Annotated in this window: 15 protein-coding genes, 1 tRNA gene and 1 other annotated feature; of the genes, 2 read left to right on the top strand and 14 right to left on the bottom strand. The window is 26.8% G+C overall.

The annotated features are described in order from the left end of the window. Window positions 1-158: 158 nt before the first annotated feature. The 7 genes from J2Z71_RS00875 to J2Z71_RS00845 form a co-directional block, all read right to left on the bottom strand. A tRNA-Thr gene (locus J2Z71_RS00875) sits at window positions 159-234 on the bottom strand. A 57-nt stretch (window positions 235-291) separates the two neighbouring features. Continuing rightward, window positions 292-1,470, bottom strand: coding sequence for a M20 metallopeptidase family protein (locus J2Z71_RS00870; RefSeq protein WP_210059961.1), 1,179 nt, complete (start codon window positions 1,468-1,470; stop codon window positions 292-294). A gap of 11 nt (window positions 1,471-1,481) precedes the next feature. Then, entirely contained in the window at window positions 1,482-2,294 is an 813-nt protein-coding gene (locus J2Z71_RS00865; RefSeq protein WP_210059960.1) for a MetQ/NlpA family ABC transporter substrate-binding protein, read from the bottom strand. A 10-nt stretch (window positions 2,295-2,304) separates the two neighbouring features. Further along, a complete protein-coding gene (locus J2Z71_RS00860) occupies window positions 2,305-2,970 on the bottom strand; it encodes a methionine ABC transporter permease (RefSeq protein WP_210059959.1) in 666 nt (221 codons plus the stop codon). Window positions 2,971-2,979: 9 nt separating this feature from the next. Then, window positions 2,980-4,008 carry a methionine ABC transporter ATP-binding protein gene (locus J2Z71_RS00855; protein ID WP_210059958.1) on the bottom strand — a complete coding sequence of 343 codons (1,029 nt, stop codon included), beginning with the start codon at window positions 4,006-4,008 and terminating at the stop codon, window positions 2,980-2,982. Between the two features lie 56 nt (window positions 4,009-4,064). Further along, window positions 4,065-4,295 (bottom strand) — a binding site (T-box leader). 123 nt (window positions 4,296-4,418) lie between these two features. After that, the gene (locus tag J2Z71_RS00850) at window positions 4,419-6,020 is read right to left on the bottom strand and encodes an ABC-F family ATP-binding cassette domain-containing protein (RefSeq protein WP_210059957.1); all 1,602 of its coding nucleotides are present in this window, start codon (window positions 6,018-6,020) and stop codon (window positions 4,419-4,421) included. A gap of 153 nt (window positions 6,021-6,173) precedes the next feature. Continuing rightward, window positions 6,174-7,229 (bottom strand): peptidoglycan-binding protein, encoded by a 1,056-nt coding sequence (locus J2Z71_RS00845; RefSeq protein WP_210059956.1) that lies wholly within the window; start codon window positions 7,227-7,229, stop codon window positions 6,174-6,176. A gap of 158 nt (window positions 7,230-7,387) precedes the next feature. Here J2Z71_RS00845 and J2Z71_RS00840 point away from each other — a divergent pair, with 158 nt between their 5' ends. Continuing rightward, window positions 7,388-9,367, top strand: coding sequence for a YcdB/YcdC domain-containing protein (locus tag J2Z71_RS00840; protein WP_210059955.1), 1,980 nt, complete (start codon window positions 7,388-7,390; stop codon window positions 9,365-9,367). Between the two features lie 121 nt (window positions 9,368-9,488). After that, on the top strand, window positions 9,489-10,559 hold the full coding sequence (locus J2Z71_RS00835) for a polysaccharide deacetylase family protein (RefSeq protein ID WP_210059954.1): 1,071 nt from the start codon (window positions 9,489-9,491) through the stop codon (window positions 10,557-10,559). Between the two features lie 31 nt (window positions 10,560-10,590). Here the strand turns inward: J2Z71_RS00835 and J2Z71_RS00830 are convergent, their stop codons facing one another. The 7 genes from J2Z71_RS00830 to J2Z71_RS00800 all read right to left on the bottom strand — a co-directional run bounded on the left by J2Z71_RS00830 (window position 10,591) and on the right by J2Z71_RS00800 (window position 15,647). Continuing rightward, window positions 10,591-11,226 carry a GNAT family N-acetyltransferase gene (locus J2Z71_RS00830; RefSeq protein WP_210059953.1) on the bottom strand — a complete coding sequence of 212 codons (636 nt, stop codon included), beginning with the start codon at window positions 11,224-11,226 and terminating at the stop codon, window positions 10,591-10,593. Between the two features lie 208 nt (window positions 11,227-11,434). Beyond that, window positions 11,435-12,793 (bottom strand): MATE family efflux transporter, encoded by a 1,359-nt coding sequence (locus J2Z71_RS00825; RefSeq protein WP_210059952.1) that lies wholly within the window; start codon window positions 12,791-12,793, stop codon window positions 11,435-11,437. Between the two features lie 48 nt (window positions 12,794-12,841). Further along, window positions 12,842-13,072 carry a glutaredoxin family protein gene (locus tag J2Z71_RS00820; protein ID WP_210059951.1) on the bottom strand — a complete coding sequence of 77 codons (231 nt, stop codon included), beginning with the start codon at window positions 13,070-13,072 and terminating at the stop codon, window positions 12,842-12,844. Window positions 13,073-13,129: 57 nt separating this feature from the next. Next, window positions 13,130-13,489 (bottom strand): ArsR/SmtB family transcription factor, encoded by a 360-nt coding sequence (locus J2Z71_RS00815; RefSeq protein WP_210059950.1) that lies wholly within the window; start codon window positions 13,487-13,489, stop codon window positions 13,130-13,132. A gap of 8 nt (window positions 13,490-13,497) precedes the next feature. Then, on the bottom strand, window positions 13,498-14,355 hold the full coding sequence (gene rsmA, locus J2Z71_RS00810) for a 16S rRNA (adenine(1518)-N(6)/adenine(1519)-N(6))-dimethyltransferase RsmA (protein WP_210059949.1): 858 nt from the start codon (window positions 14,353-14,355) through the stop codon (window positions 13,498-13,500). Further along, window positions 14,339-14,887, bottom strand: coding sequence for a ribonuclease M5 (gene rnmV / locus J2Z71_RS00805; RefSeq protein WP_210059948.1), 549 nt, complete (start codon window positions 14,885-14,887; stop codon window positions 14,339-14,341). Before rnmV ends, rsmA begins: the two co-directional genes overlap by 17 nt. After that, the gene (locus J2Z71_RS00800; protein ID WP_210059947.1) at window positions 14,880-15,647 is read right to left on the bottom strand and encodes a TatD family hydrolase; all 768 of its coding nucleotides are present in this window, start codon (window positions 15,645-15,647) and stop codon (window positions 14,880-14,882) included. The genes rnmV and J2Z71_RS00800 overlap by 8 nt, the downstream gene beginning before the upstream one ends. Window positions 15,648-15,655 lie beyond the last annotated feature (8 nt).

The following is a 15,655-nucleotide window of genomic DNA, read 5'->3' as shown; positions in this document are numbered from 1 at the left end:
TATTCAAAAAGCCTTAGGATACTTATCTCCCTTAGAATACAAATTAAAATATCTATAATATTTTATTTGATGTGTACTTGACAGGGCATAGTATCAATAAGCTCTATATTTTTATATTAATTTTTGCATCGCTTCATCTACAAAAAGCTCTGTAATACTGGAGCTAACGGGGGGAATTGAACCCCCGACCTCTACATTACCAATGTAGCGCTCTACCTACTGAGCCACGATAGCATTTCATCTATTATAGCATAATTTATTTAAAAAAGACAAAATAAGCTATCTGATTTTTCAATTTAAATATTTAAGTGCTACATTTATATGAAGCATTGCTGATATTAAAAGACTTCTCTCGTCTATGTCAAAATACTCACTATGATGAGGAAAGTTTGTTTTTTCTGAGCTTGCACTTCCAACATATACAAAGCATCCCTTTGTAACTTCTAAATAATCTGCAAAGTCCTCTGCGCCAAGACTTGGTTTATTTTCTATTATATTTTCTTTTCCAACTATATCTTTTGCAATATTTTCTACAAATTCTGCTGATATTTCATCATTTACAAGTGGTGATGCTGCGTCATAGTTTGAAAACTCTACTTTACAGTTATGAATTTCTGCAGAAAGTTTTGCAATACGCTCTATTTTTTCTAATAAATCTTTTCTAGTTTTTTTATTAAAACATCTTAAGGTCCCCTCCAGTTCTCCATTTGATGCTATAATATTGTATTTTGTTCCTGCACTTATTTTTCCAATAGATATTAGAGCAATATCTTGTGGATTTTTTTGTCTTGATATTATGCTTTGAATTTCAAGAAGTATTGATGCCACTGCTATTGCTGAGTCATTTCCCTGTTCTGGATTTGCTGCATGGGCACTTTTTCCCTTTACTTTTATTTTAAAAATATCGCAAGATGCATTTACTTCTTTTTTATTTATTCCAATTTGTCCTAGTGGCATTTGTGAATTTAAGTGAATTCCAAAGGCAAAGTCCACATCATCTAATACTTTTTCTCTTACAAATATTCTTGCTCCTGCTCCTATTTCTTCTGCTTGTTGAAATATTATTTTTATATTTCCTGAAAATTCATCTTTTTTACTATTTAATATTTTTGTCGCTAAAAGAAGTGAAGCTGTATGCCCATCATGTCCACAGGCATGGCAGACTCCCTTATTTTTAGATACATAATCTACATCTTTTTTGTCAAATAATTCTAATGCATCTATATCTGCACGAAGAAGTATTGTTTTATCACTTTTTGATTTTTCACCTTTTATTTCTGTTAATATTCCAGTTTCTCCAATTTCTTCATAGGAAAGTCCAATTTTTTTAAGTTCATTTTTAATATATTTTGATGTTTCATATTCTTTTAAACTTGGCTCTGGATTTTCATGTAAATGCCTTCTAATATTTACTACATAATCTTTAAGTTCTAAAATCTCTTTATCTAAAATAATATCTTCAAAAATCATTTAATCATCTCCTAAAACTCAATATCCCAAGCTGGTATTGCACTTCCCTTTGAGCTTTCTTCTATTATTTTTTTTGTATCTTCTTCTTGATATACTTCAACTATTTTTTTATATATTTCATTGTCTTTATCTTCAAATCTTGAAACTATAATATTTATATAAGGTTTTGAATTCTTATCAACTGGCTCTAAAAATATTGCATCTTCTGTTGGAATAAAACCTGCATCTGTTGCCACTCCATTATTTATAAGTGATACTGCTACATCATCTAGTGATCTTGCTGTTTGAGATGCGTCCATTTCAATAATCTCTAGGTTTTTATTATTTTCTTCTATATCTTTTAATGTTGGAAAATCTACATTTTTAACTTTTATAAGTCCTGCACTTTGAAGAAGAACTAAAGATCTTGCTTCATTTGTTATATCATCTGGTATTGCTATTTTGTCATTGTTTTTGATTTCATCTACTGATTTTATTTTTGAAGAATAAATTCCAAGAGGAGCTAGTTCTGTATTTCCTATTGCCACTAAATTTGATTTTTTGTCTTCATTAAATTTATCTAAAAATATTTGATGTTGAAAGGCATTAAGTTCAATATCTTTAGATAAAAGTGCATCATTTGGCTGATTATAATCTGTAAATTTAACAAGTTCTACATTTATATTTTCATCTTTTAACTTGTCTATTACATAATCCCATACTTCTTGTTTTTCTCCTACTACACCTATTTTTATAGATGATTTATCAGTATTTCCACAAGCTACAAGTGATAGTGCAAAGGTTGATAAGATTAATGTTAAAGCTAATTTTTTAAATTTTTTCATAATACTCTCCTTAGTGAATTGTTTTTTTTATTAAAATATTTGAAATACCTTGAATTATATATACTATTATTAAAATAATAAACATAGAAACTAATGTTACATCATCTTGAAATCTATTGTATCCCTGAGCTATTGCAAGCTTTCCAAGACCTCCTGCTCCTATTGCTCCTGCCATTGCACTAAGTCCTATTAAACTTATTAATGTAATAGCACAAACTCTTATTAAAGATGGCAGTGATTCTTTTAAATATACTCTTGTAATTATTTCTATTTCGCTACTTCCCATAGCTTCTGCTGCTTCTATAATTCCACTATCTACTTCTAAAAGCACATTTTGAACTTGTCTTGCAAAAAATGGAAAAGTTCCAAAGACAAGTGGCACTATTGCAGCTTTTTCTCCAATTCTTGTACCAACTATTACTCTTGTAAGTGGAGCAAGTATTGCAAGTAGAATAATAAAGGGAATTGATCTAAATAAATTTATTATTTTATCTAATAGACTATTTACTATTTTGTTTTCTAAAATTCCATCTCTTTCTGTTACTGTTAGAATTATTCCTAAAATAAGTCCTATTATTCCTGCTATAATTGCTGTAAAAAACACCATATATATTGTGGATATTGTTGCACTTAAAAATTCTTCTTTTATTGCAATTGCATTTTTAAAATAATTCATAATTACCTCCTAAATTAATCTTTCCACTAGAGTTTTTTCTTCTTCTAAATACTTATAAGCATTATTTATATTTTCAGAATCACCTTCATTTATAACTATTAAATTTCCAAAGGGAGTATCTCCTAAGTATTCAATACTTCCTGATAAAATATTTGTACTTACTTTAAATTTTTCATATAGATTTACTATTAAGGGTTTTTCTGCTGAAGATCCAATATAGGAAAGTTTCACAAGTCTTTTATTTTCATTAAAATCTTTAATATCTAAATGATCTTTTAATTTTTCTAAAGTATTTATTGTATTATTTGCTGTATTTATAAAATTAATTGTCAATTCTTTTTGTGGCTTTGCAAAAATCTCAACTAAACTTCCCCTTTCAATAATCTGCCCCTTGTCCATTATTGCAACTTTATTGCAAATCTCTTTTACAACTTGCATCTCATGAGTTATAAGAACTATAGTAACTCCCAAAGATTTATTTACTTTTTTAAGTAATTTTAATATGGAAACTGTAATTTGAGGATCTAGTGCAGAAGTTGCTTCATCACAAAGTAATATCTCTGGATCATTTGCAAGAGCTCTTGCTATTGCAACTCTTTGCTTTTGTCCTCCTGATAATTCTGATGGATATACATCTCTTTTTTCTTTAATCTCTACAAGTTCTAATAGTTTAATTGCCTTATCTTCTATTTCTTTTTTTGATAATTCTGAATTTTTTAAAGGATATATTACATTTTCAAGAACTGTTCTTGAATTCATTAAATTAAAATGTTGAAATATCATTCCTATATTTTTTCTTTCTTCTCTTAATTCTTTTTTTGATAAATCCATTAAATTTTTATTATTTATTAAAACTTCTCCAGAGCTTGGCTTTTGAAGTAAATTTATAGTTCTTACAAGTGTAGATTTTCCAGCACCAGAAAATCCAACTATTCCATAAATATCTCCTTTACAAACTTCTAAAGAAACATTATTTACTGCATGAAATTTTTCATTTTTTCTATTGAATTCTACATTAATATTTCTTAGTTCTATCATTTTTTTCTCCCACTTTCACTAATTTTGCATAAAAAAAAGCCCTTTGTATTAAAAATACAAAGGACGAATAATCGTGTTACCACCTTATTTTATGTACACCTCACAATATACAACTCTTCAAGTACTATCATACTCTAGCTCTATAACGGGAGCTCCCGTAAATATCTACATTTCGACATTTACCATTAAAGACCATGTTCCCCTTTAATTTTCTCTATCTTCTCTCACCACATGAAGATTCTCTGTAAAAGCTTCCTAAAAGGTACTCTTCTTTTCAACTAGTTTTCTATTTGATTGTTTTTAATATTATAGGCAGGATTTTTTTAATTGTCAAGTTTTATTTTTAATTATTTTTATATTTTTTGCATAAAAAAAGGCCTAAAGTTTATCTTTTGGCCTTTAAATATTTCTTATTTGTCTTCTACAACATATTTTTCAATGTATTCTTCATATGTCATTGAAACATCTCTATATGTTCCATCTGGGAAAAATTCAATTATTCTATTTGCAATAGATGAAATAAATTGATGGTCTTGAGAAGTAAACATAATATTACCTTTAAAGCTAATAAGTCCATTATTTACAGCTTCAATACTTTCAAGGTCTAAGTGATTTGTTGGTTGGTCAAAAGTTAAAACATTTACAGGTTCAAGCATCATTTTAGAAAACATCATTCTAACTCTTTCTCCACCTGATAAAACATTAGCTTTTTTAAGAGCAGCATCACCTTTAAATAGCATTTTACCTAAAAATCCTCTTAGATAAATTTCAGATTGTTCTTCTGAATACTGTCTTAACCAATCAATTAATGTAAGATCTACATCATCAAAATACTTAGAATTATCTTTAGGGAAATATGAACTAGTTATAGTTTGTCCCCATTTAAATTCACCTTCATAATTGTCATCTTCGCCATTAACTATGTCAAAGAATTTTGTAATTGCAAGTTCACTACCTATAAATCCAATTTTATCATCTTTATTTACTCTAAGTGATAAATCTTGTATTAAATAGTTTCCTTCATCATCTTTTGCAGATAATTTTTCACAATTTAATATTTCATTTCCAACTTCTCTTGATAATTCAAATCCAACAAAAGGATATTTTCTTGAAGATGGTTTAATATCATCAAGAGTGATTTTATCAAGAAGTTTCTTTCTACTTGTAGCTTGTTTAGATTTTGATTTATTAGCTGAGAATCTTGTAATAAATTCTTGAAGTTCTTTAATTTTATCTTCTTTTTTCTTATTTTGATCCTTAGCCATTCTTTGTGCCAGTTGTGATGATTCATACCAGAAATCATAGTTTCCTACAAACATTGTAATTTTACTAAAGTCTATATCAACCATATGAGTACATACTTCATTTAAGAAATATCTATCATGGGATACTATAATTACAATTCCATCAAAGTTTGCAAGGAAATCCTCAAGCCAAAGTACAGCTCTAATGTCAATACCATTTGTAGGCTCATCTAGAAGTAAAATATCTGGATTTCCAAATAACGCTTGAGCAAGAAGCACTTTTACTTTGTCTGATTCTACAAGATCTGCCATTTTTTTATCATGAAGATCTGTTTTTATTCCAAGTCCTTGAAGAAGTGTTGCAGCTTCTGATTCTGCTTCATATCCATTCATTTCAGCAAATTCTGCTTCTAATTCTGCAGCTTTCATACCATCTTCATCAGAGAAATCTGGTTTCATATATATTGCATCTTTTTCACGAGCAATATCATATAGTTTTTTATTTCCCATAATTACTGTATCAATTACAATCTCTTCTTCAAAGGCATAGTGATCTTGAGATAATTTACTAAGTCTTGAATTTTTATCTATAGAAACATTTCCTGTTGAAGGATCCTTTTCACCTGATAATATTTTTAAAAATGTAGATTTTCCCGCACCATTTGCACCAATTATTCCATAACAATTTCCAGGTGTAAACATTAAATTTACATCATCAAATAATTTTTTATCTGGAAATATAACACTTAAATTATTAACACTAATCATATATTTCACACTCCAATATCTTAGATATTATAGCATAGAGAGGCTTAAAAGTGGACATATATTTTCTTTTAAAATACAATATTTGTTTAATTAAATATATTTCTTAAATTTTTGCACAAAAAAATCAGCACTTAAGTACTGATTTTCTTTTAATTATAAAGCTGCATCTGTGATATCTGTTAAAAGTGCACCTGTTCCTGCAAGAGTTGCTCCAGAAACTGCATCAATAGGTTCTCCTGCTTTTGATTCAGAAACTACATTTTTAATTTCTTCAGCTGTTTTTCCAGCAGCAAAATCTTCTATTGCCTTGTAATTTTCCATCATAGATTTAGTTGATTTTCCGTATTCTTTCATAGCTTTACTATATTCTTCATTATTAACTTTTTTAGAAACTAATGGAGATTTAGCATCTTTGTATCCTTCTCCGAAAGATTTGTCAGAATTAGGAACTCCAACTCCATTTTCCATAAAGAATAATTCATCAATATTTGCAACTACTATTTTATCTCCATCTTTTAATACTACTGCATCTGTTACATATTTTTCTTCGCCATTTGCAGTGTAAGTTTGAGCTATTTTTAAATCTTCTACATTGCCATCAAAAGCTGCTGTTGTAGCAAGACTTCCATCTTTTGCTGTTTCAACTATTGCATTTAAATATCCAACAGTGTCTGCAAGAGTTGCTCCAGATACTGCATCTACTTTTTCTCCTGGTTTTGCTTCATTTGCAACTTTTTCAACTTCTTCAATTGTCTTACCTACTGCAAAGTTTTCAATCGCTTCATAGTTTTCTACAATTGTCTTAGTTGCTCCACCCTTTTCAGCCATTAATTTACTGTACATTTCGTTATTAAGTCTTTTTGATGCAAGAACTTTTCCATCAGCAAATCCTTTTCCAAACTCTTTGTCTGTATTTGGAAGTTTTTCATCAGCTGAATCTAAAAATTGAAATTCATCAATATTTGCAGCTACAATTTTATCTCCACTTGTTGCTACTATTATTCTACCAAAAGATTTGTCTCCATGAGGAGCTAGATAACTTCTGTGTAGTATAATTTCTCCATTTTCAGCCTTTGTTTCTTCTGTACTTTCTACTACTGCATTATTATTTGTTGCAGTATTTTTATTATTCGCTTCTTTATTTCCACAAGCAGATAAAAGTAGTGCACATGATAAAGCTGTTGTAATTAAAACCTTTGATTTTTTCATACAATTCCTCCTATATTCATATACTATGATTATATAAAATTGTAAAAAAATTGTCAATTTCAGTTTACTTTTTAAAGCAGTATTTCTTAAATTTAAATTATATTTTTATTAAATAGTAGTATTTCTATTTTGGGTACATATATATAAGAGGTGATACTATGAAAAAGCGTTTATTGTCATTTACGCTACTATTTTTATTTATATTTACAATTCCAAGTTTTGCTCAAAATACCAATCAAGTAGAAGCAAATAAAGATGAAGTCTTAAGACTTAAAAAAGTTTTTAATATTTCTAATAATTTTGATAAATTTAATTTTACTTCTACTAATGTTGAAAAAAATCTATTTTATAGTTATTCTTGGTCTAATAATAAGGGCGAAAATATAAATATAATAACAGATAAAAACAATAATATTATTAGTTATGATAAATATTTAAACTTAGAAGAAAATAAAGCTCTAATTAAAAATAAAGATGAAATTGAAAATATTATTAAAGACTATCTAAATAAAATAGACTCTAATTTATTAAAAGAATACTCTTTAGATGATTTTGATATTAATTTTAAAAATAACTATGCAAGATTTACTTATAATAGAAAAGTTAATGATATCTTTGTTTTAAATGATTATTTATCTATTACAATAGAACTTACTAAGGGAGAACTTTCAAACTTTTCAAGAAGTATTGATAAAATAGTAAAAAAAGAAGACTTTGAAAAAACAAATAATATTATAAATATTGAAAAAGCTAAAGAAATATTCCAAGAAAAAGAAAGCTTAAAACTATCTTATTTCATTAAAGATATAGAAAAAAATACAGTTTTAAATGTATATTCTCAAATTAATAAAAATATGCCAATAGATGCAAAAAATGGCGATTTAATTATTATTGAAAATAATATTATGCCAATATCTTTAAATAGTGAAAAAGAAGCTGCCGATGAAAGTGTAGAACTAACTCCTGTTGAAAAAGAAGAAATAGATAAAATCAAAAATCTAAGACCTATTTCAGACTATAAATCTTATATTAGTAAAAACTTTAATACTAAAGGTTTAAATTTTTCAGATTATAGCTTAATTAATAGTGAAGATAAATATTTATATAGCATAATATATAGCGATAAGGAAAATACTCCAAAAATAGAATTTTACTTTGAGGCTAAAGATTTGAATTTAATAAGTTATGATAAATTTATTCAAATTGAAGATGACAAAGATAAACTTGATGAAAAAACTGCAATGAAGATTTCAAAGGACTTTTTAAATAAACACTTTAAAAATAATAATATTGATTTGAAAAATCCTTCTATTAACCTATATGACAGTACAACTTCTATTAGTTTTAATAGAGTTGAAAATAATAATTATGTAATAAATAATAATATCTCAATTGTAATAAATAATAAAAATAAAGAAATTAGTCATTATAGTGTAAACTTCAATAATCTAGATTTTAATAAAATAGATGATTTTATACCTGAAGATAAAGCTCATGATATTGCTTTTTCAAAGGGTGATTTTGGACTATATTATATATATAATAAAAATACTCCAAAACTTGTCTATACTTTTAATGAAAATACTGCACCAATTCTACTTTCAAGTAATGGTGATGAAATAGACTTTAGTGGAAATCTAATAAAAGAAAATCAAATAATTTATGATAATATTGATAATTCTAAATATGCAAAGGAAATAAACTATCTTAAAACTTTAAAAATAGGAGTTCCTGGAGTAAGTAATCTAAAGGAAAAAATCAAAGAAAAAGATTTCGTCTATTTAGTTAAATCTATTTCCTCTAATATTATTTATAGTGAAGAAAGTATAAAGGATATATATGAATATCCTGCAGAACTTGAATTAAACAAATCTGATTTTAATTCAAAAGACAATATTACTAAAAATAATTTTGCAATAAAGTTAATCGTAAATGTATCAGGATACAAAAATCTTTCTAATTTAGAAAATATATTTAGAGATAATTTATTTAAAGATCAAGAGCAATTATCAAAGGAAGATAAAAACTATTTTGCAATTGCCTATGGTCTAAATTTATATAATGATAGTTTAGCAAATCCAAATATAGAGCTTACTCATGAAGATGCACTATATTATATATACGAACTACTAAAATAAAATGGGAATTTCCCATTTTATTTTTTATTAAATTTTATTAACAAATTTTTAACCTTTCTGTTGTTGAAAATTATCTATTTATGTTATATTCTTTTACTATACTCTTTTTGGAGGGAAAAGAATGAGCCAAGATAACAAAAATAATAATTATTCACGAGAAGAACAAATTGCAAGAAGAAAAAGAAATAAAAAAATAATGCTTCGAAAAAAACAGATGAAAAAAAGAAGAATAATGTTTTTTGTTTTAGTTATTGTAATTATTACAATAATTGTAAAAATCTTTGCAAATTTCATCTCTAATAGAAATTCAACAAAGAAAATATCTTATGAAACAACACTTCCTATTTGGTATTTAGAGCAAGTTTTTAGACAAAATAATGGAAAACCTGATCACTCTAAGATAAATTATCATACTGAAGAAGAAAAAATGCTTGCGGCTTTTGATAAGGCAACAGGTGTTGAACAAAAACTTATGAAGGGAACTAATCACTTAGTTTCTGCTAATGAGTATGCCTATGATACTAAGGAAATTAGATCTTATATTAGAGGAGAAAAAAAATACAATGGAAAAGACAAATTAGTATTTTTAACCTTTGATGATGGCCCAAATACTGTAATAACTCCTCAAATTTTAAATACACTATCAAAAAATGATGTTCACGCAACGTTTTTTGTAGTTGGTAAAAATATTGTAGCAGAAAACTACTCAGTTCTTAAAAAAACTGTTATGAATGGAAATGCACTTGGAATACATTCCTTTAGCCATGATTATTCAGGACTTTATCCTGGAAGAAAAGCTAATGAAAATAAAATTATTGAAGAAGCTAGAATTGCAGAAGGTAGAATGAAAAAAGTCTTTGGAGATGATTTTTCTTGTAAGGTTTGGAGATATCCAGGTGGACATATGTCTTGGGAAAATATTCATAATTCTGATGAAACACTAAGAAAAGACGGTTATGAATGGATTGATTGGAACAGTCTTACAGGCGATGCCGAAAGAAAAGAAGTAAGACCTACTAATACTCAAGAACAAATTAATTATCTATCAAAATCACTTCATCAAAACTTACATTCTGATGTTGCAGTTGTATTAATGCATGATGCAAAAAATAAACAATTAACTGCAGATAGTCTTCAAGCTGTAATTGACTATTTTAAAGAAAATAATTACAAATTTGGAATACTAAGATAAAAAAAGCTTAAAGGTTAAACCTTTAAGCTTTTTATAATTCATAACTATATAAGTAAATATCTAAATTATTTCTTTTATTATTTCTTAGATAATTTATAATTTTTTTATTTTTTCTTTTAAATCCCAAGTGATCATAAAATTCATAATTACAAAATGAATCTGTAAATAAATAAATTTTCTCCACACCTTCATTATTTAGATAACTTTTAAATTTTCTAATTAGCTCTTTACCTATTCCACATCCTCTTACTTCTTCTGAAACTATAAATAAGGACAATACTCCATCATATTCTTCTTTACTATTTTCTAAAAAGTAGTCATAAGTTTCATTTATTTTTTTTGAATCAGCTAGTCTATCCTTTTTCAAAAAGGCAAGTATTCTCCATTTTATTAAATTACTATAATATTTAATATAGTGGTCTAAATGTCTAAATACACTATAATCTGACTTAGCTTGTCCCATTAATACGCCAACTACTTTTCCATCTTTTTCAGCAATGCAAGTATAACTTTGCTCTACAAGTGCTTCATACAGTTCACAGTCTAATTCTAAATCTAATACTTTATCATTTTCTACATAATCTTCTATAAAGAAACTTACATTAATTAAGTCCTTTATCTCTTCATAGTCACTTTTTCTAATCTGCCTATATATAATACCTTCCATAAATATCACCTATCAATCTTACAATTTTCATTGCATTAGATCTTTAGGTGTGAACAAAAATAAACTTCCAAAAAGGAAGTTCTAAAAGATGTGCAAATTTATAATAAATTTACTTATTTATTATAACATATATTAATATTGTTTTCAATTCTATTTATTAAGATACAATTTTCATTATATTAATATTTTTATTTAATATACTAAGTTTTTAAGTAAAATCTGCAATTTTATTTTTTAAATTTATTTTTTTAATTATATATATTAATATTACTAAAGATATTAAATCTGCTATTGGCTGAGATAAATAAAGCCCTTTTATTCCAAATATTCTTGGAAGATTTAATATGATTAATGGATATACAATTCCCTGTCTTACAAAGGAAATTAACATTCCAACTTTTGGCATATTTATAACTTGCAATGTAACTGTTAGCATATAGGAAATTCCAAATACAAAATAAAACAAAACCTGTGATATTAATATTTTACTTCCATAGTCTAATATTATTTCATTTTTGTTAAATAATGATATTAAAGGCTTTGCAAATAATATAAAAAATATACTTATTACAATGGAAATAAAAACAGTCATAATTTTTGTAAATTTATAAGACTCTTTAAATCTTTCTTTATTTTTTGCACCCTTTGCATAGGCTATAACTGGTTGATATCCCTGCATAAATCCAAGTATTATAAATAATCCTATTACTATTAATCTTTGAACTACTCCATATGATGCCAAAATATAGTGGGAATTATTAAGTTTTGAAATTGAAATATTTGTAAGTGCTGTTCCAATTGCCATTGTGATTTGCATAATTGCTGTTGGAAGTCCTATTTTTATTATATTTTTTAACATATCTAAATTTATATTTATATTTTTAAAATCCAATTCTACAATAGATCTCTTACTTAGGTAATACCATAATATTATTATAAAACTCACTATTTGAGATATTAAACTTGCCATTGCAGCACCTTTTATTCCAAGGTTTAGTCCAAAGGAAAACATAAATATTGGATCTAGTATTATATTTAAAATAGCTCCTATTGTAACTGCTATTGTCGTTATTTTTACAGAGGATTCTGCTCTTAGTGAAAAACTTAAGGATTCTGATGGAACATTTACTAATATAGACAAAAACATAAATATTGCATATTCCTTTGCTTTTGGAAGTGTTATTTCTGATGCTCCAAATACTTTTAATATATCTTCCATAAAAAATATTCCACTTAAAGAAAATACTAATCCTATTATTATAGATACTAAAAAAGTTGATGATAATATTTCACTAGATTTTTCTTTTTTATTTTCTCCTAAATACTTTCCAACAAGTACTGATGATCCTGATGCAAATATATTTTCTACTGATGATGATATAAGTATTATTGGAAGTGTAACACCTACTGCTGCAAGTGCTATTTCATCATTTAACATTCCTATATAGAAAGTATCTACTATATTGTAAAAAGCCTTTACTAAAAGTGCTATTATAGCGGGAATTGCAAGTTTTACTATTGCATTTCTTGGTTTTTCTTTTGATAAGATAATTTCTCTATTTTTCATATAGTCACCTTTTATGTAAAAAAAAGCCCAGCATAAGCTGGGTTTTAATTATTTATTTAATAGTGAATCTAGTCTTGCTTTATCAAATCCAACTATTTCTTCTTCATCTACAACTATAACAGGAACTCCAGTGTATCCTTTTGCCATAAGTTCTGTTCTAGCTTCTTTGTCAATTTGAACATTTTTCTCTTCAAATGCAACATTTTTTTCTGTTAAATAATCCTTAGCCATTGTGCAATAAGGACATGTGCTTGAAGTGTATACTACTACTTTACTCATTATAATATCCCTCCTCTTTTTTGAATATACCCCTATAAAACTCTACTTAAACTATGGTTATTCTTTTTGTTTATGCTCAGCATGTTCATATCCTTCTTTAAAAAGTGAAATAACATGCTCATCATCTAGAGAGTATATAGCTTTTCTCCCTATTCTGTCAACTTTTATCAGTTCTTTATTTCTAAGTAATGCTAATTGATGAGAAATTGATGATTGACTCATCTCTAACATATTAGAAATATCTGTTACGCAAAGTGGTGACTGAGATAATGCATAAATTATTTTAAGTCTTGTTGGATCTCCAAGTACTTTAAATATTGAAGATAATAAATTTAATGTTTTTTCATCTTCTGCAAAATCTTTTATATTGGCATTTACATTTTCTCTTTCATTATCACTTAACTCTTTGTAAATCATTTTACCTCCTATATTTCAGGAAAATTAATTGATAAAACTATAAATTCCTCTGAGGTTAAAGTCTCAGCACGTCTTTTCTCATCTATATTAGATACTAATAATGCCTCTTTTATTTCATCTTTTGTAGTATCAAATCCATAAGTTGAAAGAGCATTTATTATAGTTTTTCTTCTTTTAGAAAATCCTGCTCTTACTACTTTGAAAAACTTTTCTCTATTTATATCTGGTAATTCATCTTTAATTTTTAATGTTACTACTGCTGAATCTACATTTGGCTTTGGCATAAATACAGTACTTGGTACTGTAAAGTCATAGACTACATCTGAATAAAATTGTATAAATACAGATAGTGAGCCATAGGCTTTTGTTGAAGGCTTTGCTGCAAATCTATTTGCAACTTCTTTTTGAATCATAACAGTAATAGATTCTAAATTTAAATCATCTTCTATAAGTCTTGTAATAATCGGTGTTGTAACATAATAAGGTAAATTTGCAACTACTTTAAATTTATTGTCGCCAAAATTTTCCTTTATTAAGCTTTTTAAATCAGATTTTAATACATCTTCAAAATGAATCACTACATTATCATAATTATCTATTATAGTTTCTTGAAGTAGAGGTTTAAGTCTATTATCAATTTCAATTGATAGCACTTTTTTTGCTCTTAGTGAAAGTTCCTCAGTTAAAGTTCCTATTCCAGGTCCTATTTCTAAGACATAATCATCCTTTGTTATTTCAGCAGCATCTACTATTTTTGATACAATATTTCCATCTATTAGAAAATTTTGTCCTAGAGCTTTTGAAAATCTAAATCCATATTTTCTTAATATTTCGCTTACTCTACTAGGTTTAAATAATCTTTCCATCTTCCACCGCTTTCACTGCATTTTCAAATTCTTCTATGGATATATTAAAACTATTAAGTTTATTTAAAAACTGTTTTCCATTTCCATGTCCAATTTTTAATATATCTGATACTTTATTTCTTTTTTCATTTGCGCCATCTGAATTTACTAGACCATTTAATCTAAGATCTTTTTGAGTAAATCTTTCAATCTTTTCTTCATAATTTGGTCTTGCTCCCTTAAGAGCTTCTATTATATCTTCAGCACTTGCATTTTCAACACCTATATTGTCTTTTTTCATTGCCTTGCCTTGTGGTAAAAATGCATGTTTTGGATTTTCTAAATTTTTAGCCAAATCTTTTCTTATTTTATTTCCCATATAATCTGGATCTGTAAAAATTATAATCCCACGTCTTTTTTCTATATCTTGAAGTAAAGATATAAGTTTTTTACCATATCCAAAGCCATGAGTTGATATAATTTCTGCATCTACTGCTGCTTTTACTGCTGATATATCATCTTTTCCTTCAACAACTATTACTTCTTTAATCATTATAAAACCTCTTGGTATTTTCATCTGTTATTTTAACAAGTTCTTCAACAGACATATTTCTTAATCTTGCAATTTCCACTGCAGTATATTTCATAAACATAGGCTCATTTCTCTTACCTCTCATTGGAACTGCAGTAAGATAAGGAGCATCTGTTTCTAAAAGTAGTTTGTCTATTGGAACAAGTCTTGCAACTTCCTTCGGTACCTTTGAATTTTTAAAAGTAACCACTCCACCAAGAGCTATATAACAACCTAGTTTTGTATATTCTTTCATTAATTCTACACTTTGAGAAAAGCAGTGAATTAAAATATCCATATTAGGATATTTTTCTTTTGTCTCTTTTACTATTTCAAAAGTTTCCATTGCTGCATCTCTTGAGTGTATTACTATTGGTAAATTAAGCTTATTTGCAAGTTCTATTTGTTTAATAAAGGCTTCTTTTTGAATATCTCTTGGTGAATTGTCATAATAAAAATCAAGACCTATTTCACCAATTGCCCTTACATTTTCATCCTTTGAAAGCTCAATTAACTCTTTTTCTACTTTATCATTATAAGTATCAGCATCATGAGGATGCACACCTATAACGGCATGAATATTTTCATACTTTCTAGCAAGCTCTACAGATTTTTTAGAAGATGCAAGATCTGCCCCAATATTGTAGACAAAATCTATTCCATTATCCTTTAAGTTTTTTATTAAAATATCTCTATCATAATTAAATCTCTTATCATCTAAATGAGCATGAGAATCTATCACTATATCAC

Origin of the sequence: Peptoniphilus stercorisuis, from assembly GCF_017874395.1 — a bacterium.
Lineage (GTDB): Bacteria > Bacillota > Clostridia > Tissierellales > Peptoniphilaceae > Anaerosphaera > Anaerosphaera stercorisuis.
Note: the sequence above shows the minus strand (reverse complement) of the source record. Positions and strands in the feature narration are given on the sequence as shown.